Origin of the sequence: Paenibacillus xylanexedens (genome assembly GCF_017874615.1) — a bacterium.
In the GTDB taxonomy this organism is placed as follows: Bacteria; Bacillota; Bacilli; order Paenibacillales; family Paenibacillaceae; genus Paenibacillus; species Paenibacillus xylanexedens.
On sequence record NZ_JAGIKV010000004.1, the window covers coordinates 43848 to 59864 of the forward strand.

Sequence of the window (16017 nt, forward strand, 5' to 3'; positions counted from 1 at the left end):
AGCATCACCACAACTCCAAGCCCGAAACCTCTTATTCCGGCAAAAAGACTTTAACTGCCCTCACCGTTGGTTTTAGTTCATCCCGTTCAAATATCCCCAGAAACGTACCATCCTGAGCATACAACCGCAGCAAACCAGGTTGCTCCACAGGCGGTTCCAGAAGACGTGCAGACAGTTTCTGACCTTGCAGTGCTCCTTTGGCCTGTTCTTCTCCAACCTTGTGAGCCGGAATTGAAGCAATAGCCTCGTCAACAGGAATCAGCGCCTCCGCCAAAGTCCCGTCAGCCATAAGTTGTTCCACTTCTTCAATACGAAGACAACGATCTGCAGAGATACCTGCCGATATCGTACGCTCCAGTTGAACCATGGTCGATGGATATCCGAGTTGCCGGCCAATGTCTACACACAATGTCCGAATATAAGTACCTTTTGAACATAAGGCCCGGAAGGATATATCGGTGGTCTCACCCTGAGTCTCAATCCCTGTAAGTTCGAGCTCATAGATTGTGACCTCACGGCTCTTACGCTCTACCGTCTTACCTTCACGAGCAAGCTCATAAAGACGTTTGCCGTCTACCTTTACCGCAGAATACATGGGTGGTACCTGTGAGATCGTGCCCAGAAACTGCTCAAGCACCTGTTGAACCTGTTCCTGTGTTACTTCCACAGTCGTTTCAGCCCGCTCAATGACTTCCCCTGTCATATCCTCTGTGTCAGTAGACAGTCCCAATCTGAGCGTAGCCAGATATTCCTTCGGAAGCTCCTGCATGTACTCCACCACACGTGTCGCCCGTCCAAGACAGAGTGGCAGTACGCCTGTAACTTGTGGATCAAGTGTGCCCGTATGCCCAATGCGCTTCATTTTGAGAATGCGACGCATTTTGGCTACAACATCATGAGAAGTAAATCCCGCCGGTTTATATACCGGAAGTACACCTTCAAATGGCTTTACCATTGTGAATTCACCTGCTTCAGTACTTTTGCGACAATATCATCAAGTCTGCCTTCCAGACGACATCCGGCTGCGAGCACATGCCCGCCTCCGCCAAAGGTCTGTGCTAGTGCAGCAACATCAATCTTACCAGCTGAACGCAAAGAAACTTTGACTGCATTCTCGTTGATGACTTTGAAAAAGATACCAACTTCCACGCCCTGAATGTTGCGCGGATAGTTCACTACCCCTTCAAGATCTTCATTAGCTGCTCCACAAGCCACCATATCATCTGGTGTAATAACAACCCAGGCTATCTTTCCATCATCTGTCATCTGCAGGCTTGATAGTGCCTGATTCAAAATCCGAACTTGCGGAAGAGTCACCTGCTCCAACAAGGTCTGGGCGAGATAGGGTCCATCCACGCCATGTTCAAGCAGTCTGGAGGCCGTTGTCATTACATTTGGGCTGGTGTTGGCATAGCGAAAGCCACCTGTATCGGTAAGCAATCCTGTATAAACTGCCGTCGCAACATCTTTATCCCATGTTACTTGGAACAGGTTAAGAAAATCGAACAAGATTTCAGCCGTTGCAGCAGCATCAGACTTAATGATGTTGACTGTACCATAACCGTCATTTGTAGGGTGATGATCAATATTCAAGATAACAGCATCATCTTCGAAATAATGGCGTGTCAAACCTACTCTGGCAAAGTCTGCACAATCCACACAGATAACAGCTTTATATTTTCGCTGCGGTGGTTGTTCGGTCATGTTCACAATGTTGCCTGCTTCCCACAAAAATTGCATGCGCCCGGGGATTTCACCTTCATTAATCATCGTGAATGTCTTACCCAGACATGACAGCAGCCAGCCCACCGTTACCGTCGAGCTGACTGCGTCACCGTCCGGCTGTACATGCGACACGACCAGGTAATCATCATGCTCCAGCAGAAATTGCTTTCCGGCCTGGAGCGCCTGTTCATAAGTGTGCATTGCCGTCTCCTCTATTCTGTTACTGGGATTCGTTCTTGTCGGAACCAATATCGCCAAGCAGCTTCTCAATTCGGCTGCCATAAGCGATGGATTCGTCAATCTTAAATATCAACTCGGGAACATGCCGGAACCGGATACGTTTGCCCAGCTCGGAACGCAAAAATCCATTTGCTTTTGCCAGAGCTTTGAGCGTGTTATCTTTTTGTTCCTGTTCACCGAAGACACTCAGATAAACTTTGGCTTGCGACAAGTCTCCTGTCACTTCGACTCCCGTTACCGTAATAAAGCCGATACGTGGATCTTTCAGTTCAGACTGGATGAGCAGACTTATTTCTTTCTTGATCTGCTCGCCCACTCTACCTGTACGAATCTTAGCCATTGTTGTTCACCTCATGCTTCCTTGCTTATCGTTGTACTGTCTCCATAATGAAAGCTTCGATAACGTCGCCTTCTTTGAGATCATTATATTTATCAAGTGTGATACCGCACTCGTAACCTTGTGCTACTTCTTTGGCATCATCTTTATAACGTTTCAGGGAATCCAGCTTACCTTCGTAAAGGACAATGCCATCACGAATCAGGCGTGCTTCCGCAGAACGCGTAATTTTACCCGAGGTAACCATACAACCAGCGATGGTACCCACTTTACTGATAGAGAACGTGCTCCGAACTTCAGCATGACCGATAACTTTTTCTTTGTAGATCGGATCAAGCATACCTTTCATCGCTTGTTCAATTTCTTCGATAACACTGTAGATCACGCGATGCAGACGAATGTCAACTTGCTCTTGATCTGCAGTTGATTTCGCCTGGTTATCAGGACGAACGTTGAAACCGATCACGATAGCATTGGATGCTGCAGCTAAAATGATGTCGGATTCTGTGATTGCACCAGCGCCGCTATGAATGATTTTCACGCGTACACCTTCAACTTCGATCTTCGCAAGGGAACCTTTCAATGCTTCAACCGAACCTTGTACATCACCTTTGATGATTACGTTCAGATCTTTGATCTCGCCATCTTTGATGTGCTGGAACAGATCGTCCAACGTTACGCGAGTATGCGTACCCAGATCGGATTCACGTTGCGTGATCGAACGTTTGTCAGCGATGGAACGCGCTTTGCGCTCATCTTCAAACACCATGAATGGATCTCCCGCACCTGGAACTTCAGTCAGACCTGTGATTTCTACAGGTGTTGAAGGTCCAGCTTCTTTCAATTTGCGACCTTTGTCATTGACCATCGCACGAACACGACCGAAGCAGTTACCTGCAACGAAAGCATCGCCGACTTTCAATGTACCGTGCTGTACGAGGATACGTGCAACTGGGCCACGTCCTTTATCCAGCTCGGCTTCAATCACTGTACCACGGGCACGTTTGTCCGGGTTCGCTTTGTATTCGTTCACTTCTGCAACGAGCAGAATCATTTCAAGCAGACCTTCCAGACCCATTCTTTGTTTCGCTGACACGTTAACAAAGATGGTATCTCCGCCCCACTCTTCCGGAACGAGTTCATAGCTGGTTAATTCTTGTTTCACTTTATCCGGATCAGCGCCCGGCTTGTCAATTTTGTTGACAGCAACGATAATTGGAAGCCCGGCAGCTTTGGCGTGGTTAATCGCCTCAATCGTTTGTGGCATAACACCATCATCCGCAGCCACGACAATAATCGTCATATCCGTAACCTGTGCGCCCCGTGCACGCATCGCTGTAAATGCTTCGTGACCTGGAGTATCCAGGAACGTGATCTTTTTGTTGTTAATTTCAACTTGATATGCACCGATATGTTGCGTGATTCCGCCAGCTTCGCCATCGGATACATTCGTGGAACGAATCGCATCCAGCAAAGTTGTTTTACCATGGTCAACGTGACCCATGATCGTAACTACTGGTGGACGAGCCTGCAAGTCAGCAGCATCATCATTCTCTTCCAGTGTTTCGAAACGGTCATCTTCAAGCACAATCTTCACTTCAACCTCAACACCGAATTCACCTGAAAGCAGAAGGATCGTTTCGATATCAAGCTCTTGGTTGATTGTTGCCATAACACCCATAGCGATGAGCTTTTTGATAACTTCGGAAGCATCCTTATGGAGCAGCTTCGCTGTTTCACCAACGGTCATATCACCACGAACGATGATTTTCTTAGGTGTGTTATCAATTTTCTCACGTTGTTGGTACTGTTGTTGATTTCTGTTGCGGTTGTTCTTGCCACCACGGTTACCACGGAAGTTGCCGCCACGGTTGTCATCATAACGACGTCCACCGCCACCGCTGTTCGAACGGTTTCCACTATTGTTGTTGCTGCCAGTAGTACCACCTGGGCCGCTTCTACGTTGGCCTTGTCCTTGGCTCTGACCTTGGCCACCACTACGGTTGCCGCCAGTACCGGTGTTTCCACCAGTGTTAGGTCCTGAAGGTCTTGCTTGACCGCCACCACTGCTGTTTGGACGTTGTCCCGTACCTTGCGGACGGGATGCAGTACTGCTTTGCCCACTTTGAGTTGGTTTTGGACGGTTACTTGATTGTCCCCCTTGGCTTGAGCCTTGGGAAGAGTTCGTTCTGTTGCGACTGTCTTGGCCGCTGGGTCTTTGAGTGCCATTGTTATTGTTGGAATTTGGTCTATTGTTCATACCTACCTGCTTTTCCTGTTGTATTTTTGTTTGTACGGGACTACCGGATGGGTTGCTGCTAATCGGCGTGTTCACTCCGCCGGCCGGCTTGTTGCTGTCCACTGGTTTGTCACTGCGTACTGCCGAAGTTGCAACTGGTTTTGCATCGTTGCCTTGTTTGGAAGCAGCAGTGGATTTTATATCTTTAAAAAATTGTTCCACCTTACCGACTGAACCATTCTCCATGACACTCATATGATTGTTTACGGGAATTTCCAGCTTTTTAAGAATGGTTATAATTTCTTTACTACTCATATTAAGGGACTTCGCATATTCATAAACCCGCAATTTATCCTTGTTTTCCTGTTTACTCAATATACTCCACCTCCGACATTATACCGACTTGCTTGGAGATCATTTTTGCAAACCCTCGATCCGTTACTGCAAGAACAACACGCGTGTCTTTACCGATACTTGAACCCAGACTATCCCGGTCAAATCCGATCAACAGAGGAACCTTATAAGTTCCGCATTTATCGCGAAATTTCTTTTGTGTATTGGCTGAGGCGTCACCCGCAACAATAACCATTTTAGCTTCGGAAGAACGGATCGCTTTAAGTACAATTTCTTCACCTGTTACAAGTTTACCTGCACGCATAGAGAGTCCCAAATAAGACAGCGTTTTAATATTAGTCATGTTCACGCTCCTGTGCTGCTATGACTTCATCCTCAACCGCGATGAAGTCAGCTGCTAATTGCTCGTAAATTTCAGGTGAGACTTTGCCTTTTAACGCCCGATCCAAAGCCCGGTTTTTGAGTGCGAGCTTAAAACAGGACTCTTTGCCGCATAAATAGGCACCACGTCCGGATTTTTTGCCAGTCAAATCGATCAGCACTTCATCCTCTGGCGTTTTAACAATGCGAATCAGCTGCTTTTTGGGCATCATTTCCTGGCATGCCACACATTTGCGCAGCGGCACTTTTTTTGGTTTCATACGTCAGCGCCCCCCGTACTTTACTTTAGTCGACGGAGACGGAATCCTGATGCATTTCAGAAGAAGAATCTTTTTCTCTGCCGAATTCCTGTTCCGCCTGGCTCTCGCTCTTAATGTCGATTTTCCAGCCGGTTAATTTGGCTGCCAATCTGGCATTTTGGCCTTTGATACCAATTGCGAGGGACAGTTGATAGTCCGGAACGATAACCCGAGCCATCTTTTCTTCCTCAAATACATGAACTTCCAATACTTTGGAAGGACTCAGTGCATTAGCAACATATTCGTCTACCTGATCGGAGAAACGAACGATGTCGATTTTTTCACCGCGCAGCTCACCCACAATGGTCTGCACGCGCATTCCCCTAGGACCTACACAAGATCCAACTGGATCAACTTCCTCGTTGCGGGAGTGAACGGCAATCTTGGAGCGGAACCCTGCTTCGCGAGCGACGGAGCGAATTTCAACTACACCGTCAAAGATCTCAGGCACTTCCAGTTCAAAGAGACGTTTCAAGAGGCCCGGATGGGTACGGGACAAAATGATTTGCGGCCCTTTCGTCGTATTCTCGACCTTGGTGATATATGCCTTAATACGGTCACCATGAACAAACTTCTCGTTCGGCATCAATTCGGTAAGCGGTAAAGCCGCTTCGATTTTGCCCAGATCGATGTAGATATTGCGCAAATCCTGACGCTGCACTACTCCCGTAACGATATCTTCTTCCTTATCTACGAAAGCGTTGTAGATCAGGCCGCGTTCGGCTTCACGAATCCGCTGGGTCACTACCTGTTTGGCAGTTTGTGCCGCGATACGTCCGAAATCACGCGGCGTAACTTCAATCTCCGCAATATCTTCCAGCTGGAAGTGTGGGTTGATTTCTCGTGCAGCAGGCAATGAAATTTCGGTACGTGAATCCAGGACTTCTTCCACGATCAATTTACGGGCATACACCCGAATAACTCCCGTATTACGGTTCATGTCAACACGCACATTCTGGGCCGTGTTGAAATTCCGCTTGTAGCTGGAAATTAGTGCAGCCTCGATCGCTTCAAACAGCACATCCTTGCTGATCCCTTTTTCCCGTTCCAATTCATTCATTGCTTCAATAAAATCCGTACTCATGAATGTTGATCCCCCTTTCAAACATGGCATCTCATACGTAAAACGGCGAAAGGCTCTGAACTAATGAGCACCTTGCCGTTATCGTGAGATGTGTCTTTTTCATTAATAAAGTGAACAAGGCACTTAAAACAAAATAGCTAGGCGCGCACTGGCAACCTTATCATAAGAAATGGCATGCTGTTTTTTGCCTGCTTCGATCACGAGTTCCTCGTCATCAAAGGAAAGCAGCTTGCCTTCAAATTCCTTCAATCCGTTCACCGGCTCGTAGGTTGTAACAAAAACATTTTTGCCTACAGCTTTGGTAACGTCCTCAGGTTTTTTCAGTGGACGCTCCGCACCGGGAGAAGACACTTCAAGGAAATAGATGGTTGGAATCGGATCGTTCTCATCCAGCTTGGCGCTCAGCTTTTCGCTGATCAAGACACAATCGTCGATGTCGATGCCACCCTCTTTGTCGACATACACCCGTAAAAACCAGTTGCTGCCTTCTTTGACGTATTCGATGTCAACCAGCTCGAAGCCTTGTTCGTTCAAGTAGGGTTGGATCATTTCTTCCACGGTAGATTTAATGTTCGTTGTGCTCAAAACCAATAACCTCCAACTTAGGTTACACCAGCAAAAAAGCACTGGCAGATTATTCAATACCCAAGATTCTTGTATACCAAAGACTAAAGAGTGGGTTTCCCCACTCTTTAGAAATTCGTACTATCTCGTTCACTTCAAAAATTATAACATAGTCTGGTAATAGTGACAAGTAAGCGATGCTTCAGGCAGTTTACTTACTAATGAAGGAAAAATTACGTTTCCCCAACAATCACTAAGGTTAGATCCAAATTCAATCCTAGAAAAGGGAAAGCTGATTGCTCTCTGGCAAGCCACGGAAACATCCCATATTCGACAGGAGTTCAACAATGGTCTTACTTGCTTTCGACTTCTGCTGGAAATCTTCCACCGACAGGAATTCACCATGATCTCTTGCCGCAGCGATATTGCGAGCTGCATTATCCCCGATTCCTGCCAAAGCTGAAAATGGAGGGATTAATGTTTTTCCGTCAACGATGAACTTTGTCGCTTCCGAACGGTATAAGTCAATGGATTTCAGCGAGAATCCGCGTGCTGCCATTTCCAGACCCATTTCCAGGACAGGTAACATGTTTTTCTCTTTTGGAGGTGCCTGGAAACCTAATTGCTCAATTTCCGTAATTTTGCGATAGATCGCGTCATATCCCTGACACATCAGTTCGATATCAATCTCATCAGCTCGAACAGTAAAGTAAGTTGCGTAATATTCAATCGGATGATACAGCTTGAAGAACGCCGTACGTACTGCCGAAATAACATAAGCGGCCGCGTGAGCCTTCGGGAACATGTACTGGATTTTGAGACACGAATCAATGTACCATTGAGGCACTTTACAATTCTTCATCTCGTCAATCCATTCCTGTGGTAGGCCCCGTCCCTTACGAACACTCTCGGTAATCTTAAATGCCAGACTTGCGTCCATTCCCGTTTTATAGATCAGAAATAACATGATATCATCCCGACAACCAATTACCGTCTTAATGTTACACGTTCCGTTCTTAATCAGATCCTGAGCGTTTCCAAGCCATACCCCAGTACCATGGGACAATCCGGAAATCTGCAGTAAATCGGCAAAAGACGTCGGCTGGGATTCAACAAGCATCTGACGTACAAACTTCGTTCCCATCTCCGGCACGCCAAACGTCGCGACTGGCGACCTAATCTGTTCCGGTGTAACACCCAGAGCTTCGGTTGAGTTAAACATGCTCATGACTTTCGGATCATTCATCGGAATGGTCGTTGGATCGACCCCTGTCAAATCCTGCAACATCCGCATCATAGTTGGATCATCGTGCCCCAGAATATCAAGTTTCAGCAAGTTTTCTTCAAAAGCATGATAATCAAAGTGTGTCGTTTTCCACTCCGCATTAACGTCGTCAGCCGGAAACTGAACGGGTGTAACGTCTTCGACCTCGATATAATCAGGTACTACGACAATACCACCGGGATGCTGACCAGTACTCCGTTTCACCCCAGTACAACCAGAGGCCAAACGATTCAATTCAGCTCCACGCCATTTCTTCTGATGATGTTCCTCGTACTTCTTGGCAAAACCAAATGCTGTTTTCTCAGCCACCGTACCGATGGTCCCCGCACGGAAAACACTCTTCTCACTAAATAGTACTTTCGTATAGTTATGAGCATGAGGCTGATAATCACCAGAGAAGTTCAAGTCAATATCGGGAACTTTATCTCCTTTAAATCCAAGGAAGGTCTCAAACGGAATATCCTGGCCTTCTCCTTTAAGTGTGCCACCACAATCCGGACACTCTTTCTCTGGAAGGTCAAATCCACTCCGAACACTGCCGTCCAGGAACCACTCGCTGTGTTTGCATTCTGAATTCACACAAATATAATGAGCAGGTAGTGGATTAACCTCGGATATACCCAGGAATGTAGCAACAACAGAGGAGCCAACCGATCCCCGCGAACCTACGAGGTAACCATCCTGATTCGATTTTTTAACCAAGCGTTCCGAGATCAGATAGTTGGCAGAAAAACCGTATTTAATAATTGGAATGAGCTCTTTCTCTAGTCGTGCAACGATTACTTCTGGTAATTCCTCGCCATAGATAGACTTGGCAGTGTCATAGCAGGTATTACGGATTTCTTCGTCCGCACCTTCCAGAATTGGAGTAAACAGTTTGTCCGGGAATAACTTAATTTCCTCAAAGCGGTCAGATAACTCTACCGTATTTGTAACAACGACTTCGTAAGCTTTATCTTGGCCCAGGAACTGGAACTCTTCCAGCATTTCCTCTGTCGTTCTGAAATGTGCATCCGGTTTACGTTGATCTTTGAGTGGACTAAAACCTGTAATTCCGTGAATGGTGATATCCCGATATAACTTGTCACGCGGTTCCAAATAGTGCACGTTACCTGTGGCTATGACTGGTTTATTAAATTTTGCGCCTATATCAATGACTTTACGGATCGCTGTTTTGATTTCTTCGGGTGTAGCCACCAACCCTTTATCCACCAAATGCATATACATGGTAAGTGGTTGAATCTCCAGTATGTCATAGAACTCAGCGATCTCTTCCGCTTCTTCGAGCGATTTGTTAAGCACCGCTTCGAAAAACTCACCTTTTTCACAGCCCGATATAATAACAAGGCCTTCACGCAAATTAATCAGTTTTGATTTGGGAATGCACGGTACCCGCTTGAAATGTTCCGTATGAGAGAGAGATACCAGCTTGTATAGATTTTTCTTACCGACATCATTCAATGCATAGATTCCACAATGGAAAGGTCTTGTATTCGACAAGTCGACACCTACATAATCGTTCAAGCGATCAAGCCTCGTTAAACCTTTCATCTGAGCAGCATCATTTAATAATCCGATCAGTATACCCGCGAGTGCAATCGTATCATCAATGGCACGGTGATGACTTTCAAGTCCAACCTTATATTTATCTGCCATCGTATTCAGACGGTGGTTCTTATTTTTTGGAAATAACAATCGCGCCAGTTCCAACGTGTCAAGGACAGGGTTAGGAAGCTCTGGCATTCCAATTTGCTTCAGGGAAGCCTGGATAAAGCCCATATCAAAACGTGCATTATGCGCAACAAGCACACCATCACCAGCAAACTGCACAAACTCACGGATGACAGGCTCCAGCTCAGGTGCGTCTTTTACCATGTCATCATTAATATTGGTCAACTGCTGAATGTTGTAGGGAATGCGTTCATGCGGATTCACAAACGTTGCAAACCGGTCGATTTCTTTACCATCTTGCATCTTCACTGCTGCAATCTCAATGATTTTGTTCTGTGTTACCGACAAACCTGTGGTCTCGATATCAAATACGATGTATGTTGCTGTTTGGAGATCCAATGGCTGAGGAGCCATTACAACGGCAACAGAGTCATTCACGACATTGGCCTCGAGGCCGTAGATCATTTTAATCCCGTTTTTCTTAGCAGCCTTGGAAGCCTCGGGATATACCTGCACCCCACCATGATCAGTGACTGCAATTGCCTTATGTCCCCACTCTGCTGCCATTTTCACGTATTTGTCGATTGAAGTTACAGCATCCATCGTACTCATCGTAGAGTGCAAATGGAACTCCACCCGCTTCTCTGGTGCATTATCTTTACGAGACGGCGGTGCTTTGACTTCAATTAGGTCCGAAGGAATCATAGCCAGTTCAGGAATTTGCATAAACCGGTCATATTCTACACGACCACGCACTTTCACCCATTTACCATTAGCCAACAAACTGAGAATTTTTACATCCTCTTTTGTTTTGGCAAACATCTTCATTTGCATGGAGTCCGTGAAGTCGGTCAGGTAGAAGGTAAACAACGTATTTCCGTTTCGCAATTCTTTACGATCCAGTCCAAACACCGAACCTTGAAGCGTGACCTTTTTCTCTTCATCCTGGATTTCCTGCATGGGTACTGCTGGCTCCTTGATGTCATAACCCATTTGTAAACGCAGATCACCCTGCTCCTCATCCACCGGGATTTCTGTGTCCACTTCACTCATCATCTTCTCGATGACCTCAAGTTCTTCTACACGTTTTTGGGCCTGGAACTGTTCCATGGCCTCTTTATTACTTCCCACTTCACCCACTTGCATCTTGATGCGAAGAGGTAGATGAAAGTATTTTTCATAGAATTTTGTAATAGCTTGATCAATCTGTTTCTTACGAGCCAATTCCATCGACGTTGCATCACTCATTGTCAGTTGAAGAAGATCCTCTTCACATTCAAAGGTTGTCCGGTTCATCCAACCATTTACAGATGGAATTTCACGGGTAACCCACTCCAGAAACAGATTCCAATATTCACTGACGATATCACCATTTTGTACTTGGTCCGTATATTTGAAGCCAAATGAAATTTTGGCGATATGATTCATTTTCTCTTGAATATGCAGGCAAAATGTGCGATAGATTGGAGCGGGTACCAACGTATCCTTTGCAATCAGAATATTCCATTCCCGATTACTACGATTGGTCTCTACTTGTTCAATCCATCCATCCAAAAAATAGGGCTCTAACAGACCAGCCGGAAGCTCTGTCTGTTTCATCAACAACTCAAACCGTTTTCTTTTCTCCTCGAATCCGCTCATCGTGTTCCTCCTTGTACCCCCTTAAAGCATGAAAAGCCCCTGCATTCAAAAATGTCACCGATCCGAACTCGCACCGACTCATTTTATCCGACAGAAGCTCTCCATTCATTACTTAAACGGTGAATAAATGCTTTTCGTCAGGTTATCCTGACTTAGTATGCTCTTGCAAACACAACCGTGTGTTCTGCTTGTTCACCACAAGCCAGGCACGTATGCTTTTCTTCCGCAGGCTGGAACGGAATGTTCCGGCTTGTTGCACCTGTAACTTCTCTTACTTTATCTTCGCAAGCTTCTGAACCGCACCATCCGGCCAGTGTAAACCCGCGTTTATTTTCCATCAGTTCTTTCATCTCATCGAGTGTATCCACGGAGTAGAAGTTATCCGACATAAATGTGCGAGCACGCTCTAACATATCTACCTGGATCTGTGTCAGCATAGCCTGGATCTCTTCTACCAGGTTCGCTTGTTCTACCACTTTCTTCTCACCTGTGATCCGTGATACGAGTACACAAACGCCATTTTCCATATCACGTGGACCAATCTCCAGACGAATCGGAACACCGCGCATCTCGTATTCATTGAATTTCCAACCTGGGCGAACATCGCTGCGATCATCCATTTTCACACGAACTCCAGCTTTTTTCAACTCAGTGAACAACTCATCTGCACGCCCAACAACAGCATCACGCGTTTTCGGAGGTCCAATTGGAATCATGACCACTTGCGTTGGTGCGACTTTAGGAGGAAGTACGAGACCACGGTCATCTCCGTGAACCATAATTAATGCACCGATCAAACGTGTGCTTACTCCCCATGAAGTAGTGTAAGCCAGCTCGAGCACATTATTACGGCTAAGATACTGGATTTCAAATGCTTTTGCAAAGTTCGTCCCCATATAGTGAGATGTACCTGCTTGTACTGCACGTCCATCCTTCATCATGGCTTCAATCGAGTACGTATCCACCGCACCCGCAAATTTCTCGGACTTGGTTTTCTGACCCACAATTACAGGAATAGCCAAGTATTCCTCAACCACTTCGCGATAAATCTCAAGCATTTTCATCGTTTCTTCACGTGCTTCTTCTTCCGTCTCATGCGCTGTATGCCCTTCCTGCCACAGGAACTCACTTGTGCGAAGGAAAGGCAACGTTCTTTTTTCCCAACGAACTACGTTAGCCCACTGGTTGATCAGTACCGGAAGATCCCGATAAGACTGAATCCACTTGGAATACATGTGACCAATAATCGTTTCGGATGTAGGACGGATTGCCAGACGTTCTTCCAGCTTCTCTCCGCCAGCTTCCGTTACCCATGGTAATTCAGGGTTAAAACCTTCCACGTGCTCTTTTTCCTTTTGAAAGAAGCTCTCAGGAATGAACATCGGGAAGTATGCGTTGCGATGACCCGTTTCCCGGAAACGACGATCCAACTCATCCTTAATATGTTCCCAGATTTCAAATCCGTCTGGTTTGAACACAATACAACCGCGTACGGGTGCATAGTCCATGAGATCAGCTTTTTTGATAACATCAATGTACCAGCGTGAGAAATCCTCACCCTGTGGTGTGATTTCAGTCACGAACTGTTTATCATTTTCCTTTGACATAAGACTCCAGCGTCCTCCCATAACGACTATCTCTGAATGTCCAGAGCGTAGTCCAACCGTAATTATCCGTTAATTAAACGTAATATATCATTGTAAGTTACTGCCAGCATCAACACAAACAACATCGCAAATCCGATGAAATGCACCATGCCTTCGCGATTGGGATCAACAGGTCTGCCGCGCAGCGCTTCAATTCCCAAAAATACCAGACGGCTGCCGTCCAGTGCAGGTATTGGTAGCAGGTTGAAAATCCCAAGGTATAGACTCAAAATCGCTGCCCATCTCGTTAACTGCTCAATCCCTTGTTTAGCAATTTGCCCTGTCACTTCAAATGTACGAACTGGACCACCAATATCATCCATGTTGAATTGATTGATCAGATGTTTAAAACCTTCAAATATTATTTTGGTTGTATCAACCATGGCCACGCCTGAGACTTTAAATGTCTCTACAAATCCAACAGATCGGGTTGGTAACGTAGGTACGATTCCCACTTTACCGCCCTCTTGTCCTTCTACAGCACGTGGAGTAATCGTTATATTAAACGTATCCGAACCCCGGCGCAGCGTCCATTCCATCGGCTTATCTTTGGAATCGGCAATCATCGACACCATTTTTTGTGAATCCGTACCAATAGCAGTACCATTGATGGTTTCGATAATATCGCCCTTTTGCAGGTTCGCCTGATCGGCTGCCCCACCTTCAAGCACTTCACCAATTTGAAGATTTTTCGGGTTTTCCACTGGAACTCCTGCCATCTGCGCATATACAGCAAACAGCACAAAGGCCAAGATAAAGTTCATGAGTGGGCCCGCAAAAATAGCCAATGCACGCTGTCCAACAGTTTTGCTGCCGAATTGACGATCTTTCGGTGCAATCTGCGTTTGTTTACCACGACTTACCAACATTGCTTGAGGATGAATACGATACTCCTGAATCTCTCCATCTACATCGAGTTGAAGCTTCAGCGCTCTCTCCATATCAATGGAGATGACTTCACCACGTATTACATTTTTACGGTTATCCAGCTGGTCCAGATAGATCATCTTCACCTGGTCATCCGCTGATCTTACCGCGATGGTCTGTCCTTCCTGGATCTCTACCAGTTCCGGATCTTCCCCTGCCATTCGTGCATATCCACCAAAAGGCAACAAACGCAATGTAAACTGGGTCTCGTTTCTTTTATATGAGAACAATTTGGGACCAAAACCGATCGCAAACTCCCGTACAAGAATACCGGCGCGTTTGGCAAAATAATAATGCCCCCATTCATGAACCGTCACGATGACAAAGAACATGAGCACCGTTAGAAATACCACTTGTATGGTTTCCAATCCCTATCCATCCTCCTTCACGGCACATACCGCAGTCTGTCCCTCTAGATTATCATTATTCTCTGATACTGCACAAGAGAATCACTTCTTCCAATTTGTTATGAAAAAAGAGATTACAGACTGGCCGCAAGCTTACGGCTCTCCTGATCACAACGCGCGATCTCCTGTAGATCAGGCTCGTCCACATTGTGGTGTGCTTCCAGCACAGAAGCAATAATATCTTCTATTTTAAGGAATGAAATCTCTTTACGCAAGAAACGGGCTACAGCAACCTCGTTGGCTGCATTAAACGCCGTTGTTGCGGTTCCTCCCATTTTACCACACTCATACGCCATTCTTAAACATGGGAACCGTTCCATATCCATCTCACGGAAATGTAATTTCCCAGCTTGAGCAAGAGACAGACGCTGTGCCGGTGATGGCAAGCGGTCAGGGTAAGTCAGTGCATATTGAATGGGAACTCGCATATCCGGATTCCCCAGTTGTGCGATGACGCTGGTGTCATCAAATTCCACATAGGAATGAATAACACTCTCTGGGTGAAGCAATACATTAATCTGATCATATCGAAGACCAAATAACCAGTGTGCTTCAATGACCTCCAGACCCTTGTTAACCATCGTTGCCGAGTCTATCGTAATTTTGGACCCCATTGACCAATTTGGATGTTTAAGGGCATCCTCTATAGTCACACTCTTCAACTGTTCACGGGTAAGATCACGGAATGATCCACCTGAAGCGGTGAGCGTGATGCCTGCCACGCGTTCTCTGTTTTCACCATTCAAGCATTGGAATATTGCAGAGTGCTCACTATCAACGGGCAATAAAGAGACTCCTTTTGCAGCCGCTCTTGTCGTGACGATATGACCCGCTGTAACCAATGTCTCCTTGTTGGCCAGTCCGATCTGTTTGCCTGCATCTATGGCAGCAAGCGTTGACTCCAATCCAACACTGCCCACCACCGCTGTAACAACCGTATGCGCATCGGTTCCTGCCGCAACTTCTACGAGTCCTTCGTTGCCATAAAACAGTTGCGTTCCTGCAGGCAAATGTGGAGCTACCTTCTCCGCCAATTCTTTGGACCCCACCGATACTTTCTTCGGTCGGTAACGTTTGGTCTGTTCGATCAGCAGGTCTGTATTGCTTCCGGCAGCCAGTCCCTCCACTTGAAAGAGTTCTGGATGCATGTCAACTACATCCAGTGTCTGGGTTCCAATGGAACCGGTTGACCCGAGAATCGCAATTTTTTTCATGCT

The 16017-nt window shown here is 46.2% G+C and carries 12 protein-coding genes; all 12 read right to left on the reverse strand.

The window, feature by feature from the left end; genetic code table 11:
* Positions 1 to 31 precede the first annotated feature (31 nt).
* The 12 genes from truB to J2Z28_RS06325 all read right to left on the reverse strand — a co-directional run bounded on the left by truB (position 32) and on the right by J2Z28_RS06325 (position 16014).
* The gene (truB, locus tag J2Z28_RS06270) at positions 32 to 955 is read right to left on the reverse strand and encodes a tRNA pseudouridine(55) synthase TruB (RefSeq protein ID WP_076318528.1); all 924 of its coding nucleotides are present in this window, start codon (positions 953 to 955) and stop codon (positions 32 to 34) included.
* Positions 949 to 1926: a DHH family phosphoesterase gene (locus J2Z28_RS06275; RefSeq protein WP_074094582.1), complete on the reverse strand. Its 978-nt coding sequence runs from the start codon at positions 1924 to 1926 to the stop codon at positions 949 to 951. The genes truB and J2Z28_RS06275 overlap by 7 nt, the downstream gene beginning before the upstream one ends.
* A gap of 19 nt (positions 1927 to 1945) precedes the next feature.
* Positions 1946 to 2305 carry a 30S ribosome-binding factor RbfA gene (gene rbfA, locus J2Z28_RS06280; protein WP_017689140.1) on the reverse strand — a complete coding sequence of 120 codons (360 nt, stop codon included), beginning with the start codon at positions 2303 to 2305 and terminating at the stop codon, positions 1946 to 1948.
* A gap of 25 nt (positions 2306 to 2330) precedes the next feature.
* The gene (gene infB / locus J2Z28_RS06285) at positions 2331 to 4916 is read right to left on the reverse strand and encodes a translation initiation factor IF-2 (RefSeq protein ID WP_211081629.1); all 2586 of its coding nucleotides are present in this window, start codon (positions 4914 to 4916) and stop codon (positions 2331 to 2333) included.
* The gene (locus J2Z28_RS06290; protein WP_017689142.1) at positions 4909 to 5238 is read right to left on the reverse strand and encodes a L7Ae/L30e/S12e/Gadd45 family ribosomal protein; all 330 of its coding nucleotides are present in this window, start codon (positions 5236 to 5238) and stop codon (positions 4909 to 4911) included. Before J2Z28_RS06290 ends, infB begins: the two co-directional genes overlap by 8 nt.
* Positions 5231 to 5536 (reverse strand): RNase P modulator RnpM, encoded by a 306-nt coding sequence (gene rnpM, locus J2Z28_RS06295; RefSeq protein WP_211081630.1) that lies wholly within the window; start codon positions 5534 to 5536, stop codon positions 5231 to 5233. Before rnpM ends, J2Z28_RS06290 begins: the two co-directional genes overlap by 8 nt.
* Before the next feature lie 25 nt (positions 5537 to 5561).
* On the reverse strand, positions 5562 to 6659 hold the full coding sequence (nusA, locus tag J2Z28_RS06300; RefSeq protein WP_036609309.1) for a transcription termination factor NusA: 1098 nt from the start codon (positions 6657 to 6659) through the stop codon (positions 5562 to 5564).
* A gap of 123 nt (positions 6660 to 6782) precedes the next feature.
* Positions 6783 to 7244, reverse strand: a complete 462-nt coding sequence (gene rimP, locus J2Z28_RS06305; RefSeq protein WP_047842499.1) for a ribosome maturation factor RimP — start codon at positions 7242 to 7244, stop codon at positions 6783 to 6785.
* 256 nt (positions 7245 to 7500) lie between these two features.
* Positions 7501 to 11820 carry a PolC-type DNA polymerase III gene (locus J2Z28_RS06310; RefSeq protein ID WP_211081631.1) on the reverse strand — a complete coding sequence of 1440 codons (4320 nt, stop codon included), beginning with the start codon at positions 11818 to 11820 and terminating at the stop codon, positions 7501 to 7503.
* Positions 11821 to 11972: 152 nt separating this feature from the next.
* Positions 11973 to 13427: a proline--tRNA ligase gene (gene proS, locus J2Z28_RS06315; RefSeq protein ID WP_091031854.1), complete on the reverse strand. Its 1455-nt coding sequence runs from the start codon at positions 13425 to 13427 to the stop codon at positions 11973 to 11975.
* Positions 13428 to 13489: 62 nt separating this feature from the next.
* Positions 13490 to 14761 (reverse strand): RIP metalloprotease RseP, encoded by a 1272-nt coding sequence (rseP, locus tag J2Z28_RS06320; RefSeq protein ID WP_211081632.1) that lies wholly within the window; start codon positions 14759 to 14761, stop codon positions 13490 to 13492.
* 113 nt (positions 14762 to 14874) lie between these two features.
* Positions 14875 to 16014, reverse strand: a complete 1140-nt coding sequence (locus J2Z28_RS06325; RefSeq protein WP_211081633.1) for a 1-deoxy-D-xylulose-5-phosphate reductoisomerase — start codon at positions 16012 to 16014, stop codon at positions 14875 to 14877.
* Between the last annotated feature and the right edge of the window lie 3 nt (positions 16015 to 16017).

Coding starts and splice junctions, on each gene's coding strand:
- truB (WP_076318528.1), bottom strand. CDS start 955: ATGGTAAAGCCATTTGAAGGTGTACTTCCGGTATATAAACCGGCGGGA.
- J2Z28_RS06275 (WP_074094582.1), bottom strand. CDS start 1,926: ATGCACACTTATGAACAGGCGCTCCAGGCCGGAAAGCAATTTCTGCTG.
- rbfA (WP_017689140.1), bottom strand. CDS start 2,305: ATGGCTAAGATTCGTACAGGTAGAGTGGGCGAGCAGATCAAGAAAGAA.
- J2Z28_RS06290 (WP_017689142.1), bottom strand. CDS start 5,238: ATGACTAATATTAAAACGCTGTCTTATTTGGGACTCTCTATGCGTGCA.
- rnpM (WP_211081630.1), bottom strand. CDS start 5,536: ATGAAACCAAAAAAAGTGCCGCTGCGCAAATGTGTGGCATGCCAGGAA.
- nusA (WP_036609309.1), bottom strand. CDS start 6,659: ATGAGTACGGATTTTATTGAAGCAATGAATGAATTGGAACGGGAAAAA.
- J2Z28_RS06310 (WP_211081631.1), bottom strand. CDS start 11,820: ATGAGCGGATTCGAGGAGAAAAGAAAACGGTTTGAGTTGTTGATGAAA.
- proS (WP_091031854.1), bottom strand. CDS start 13,427: ATGTCAAAGGAAAATGATAAACAGTTCGTGACTGAAATCACACCACAG.
- J2Z28_RS06325 (WP_211081633.1), bottom strand. CDS start 16,014: ATGAAAAAAATTGCGATTCTCGGGTCAACCGGTTCCATTGGAACCCAG.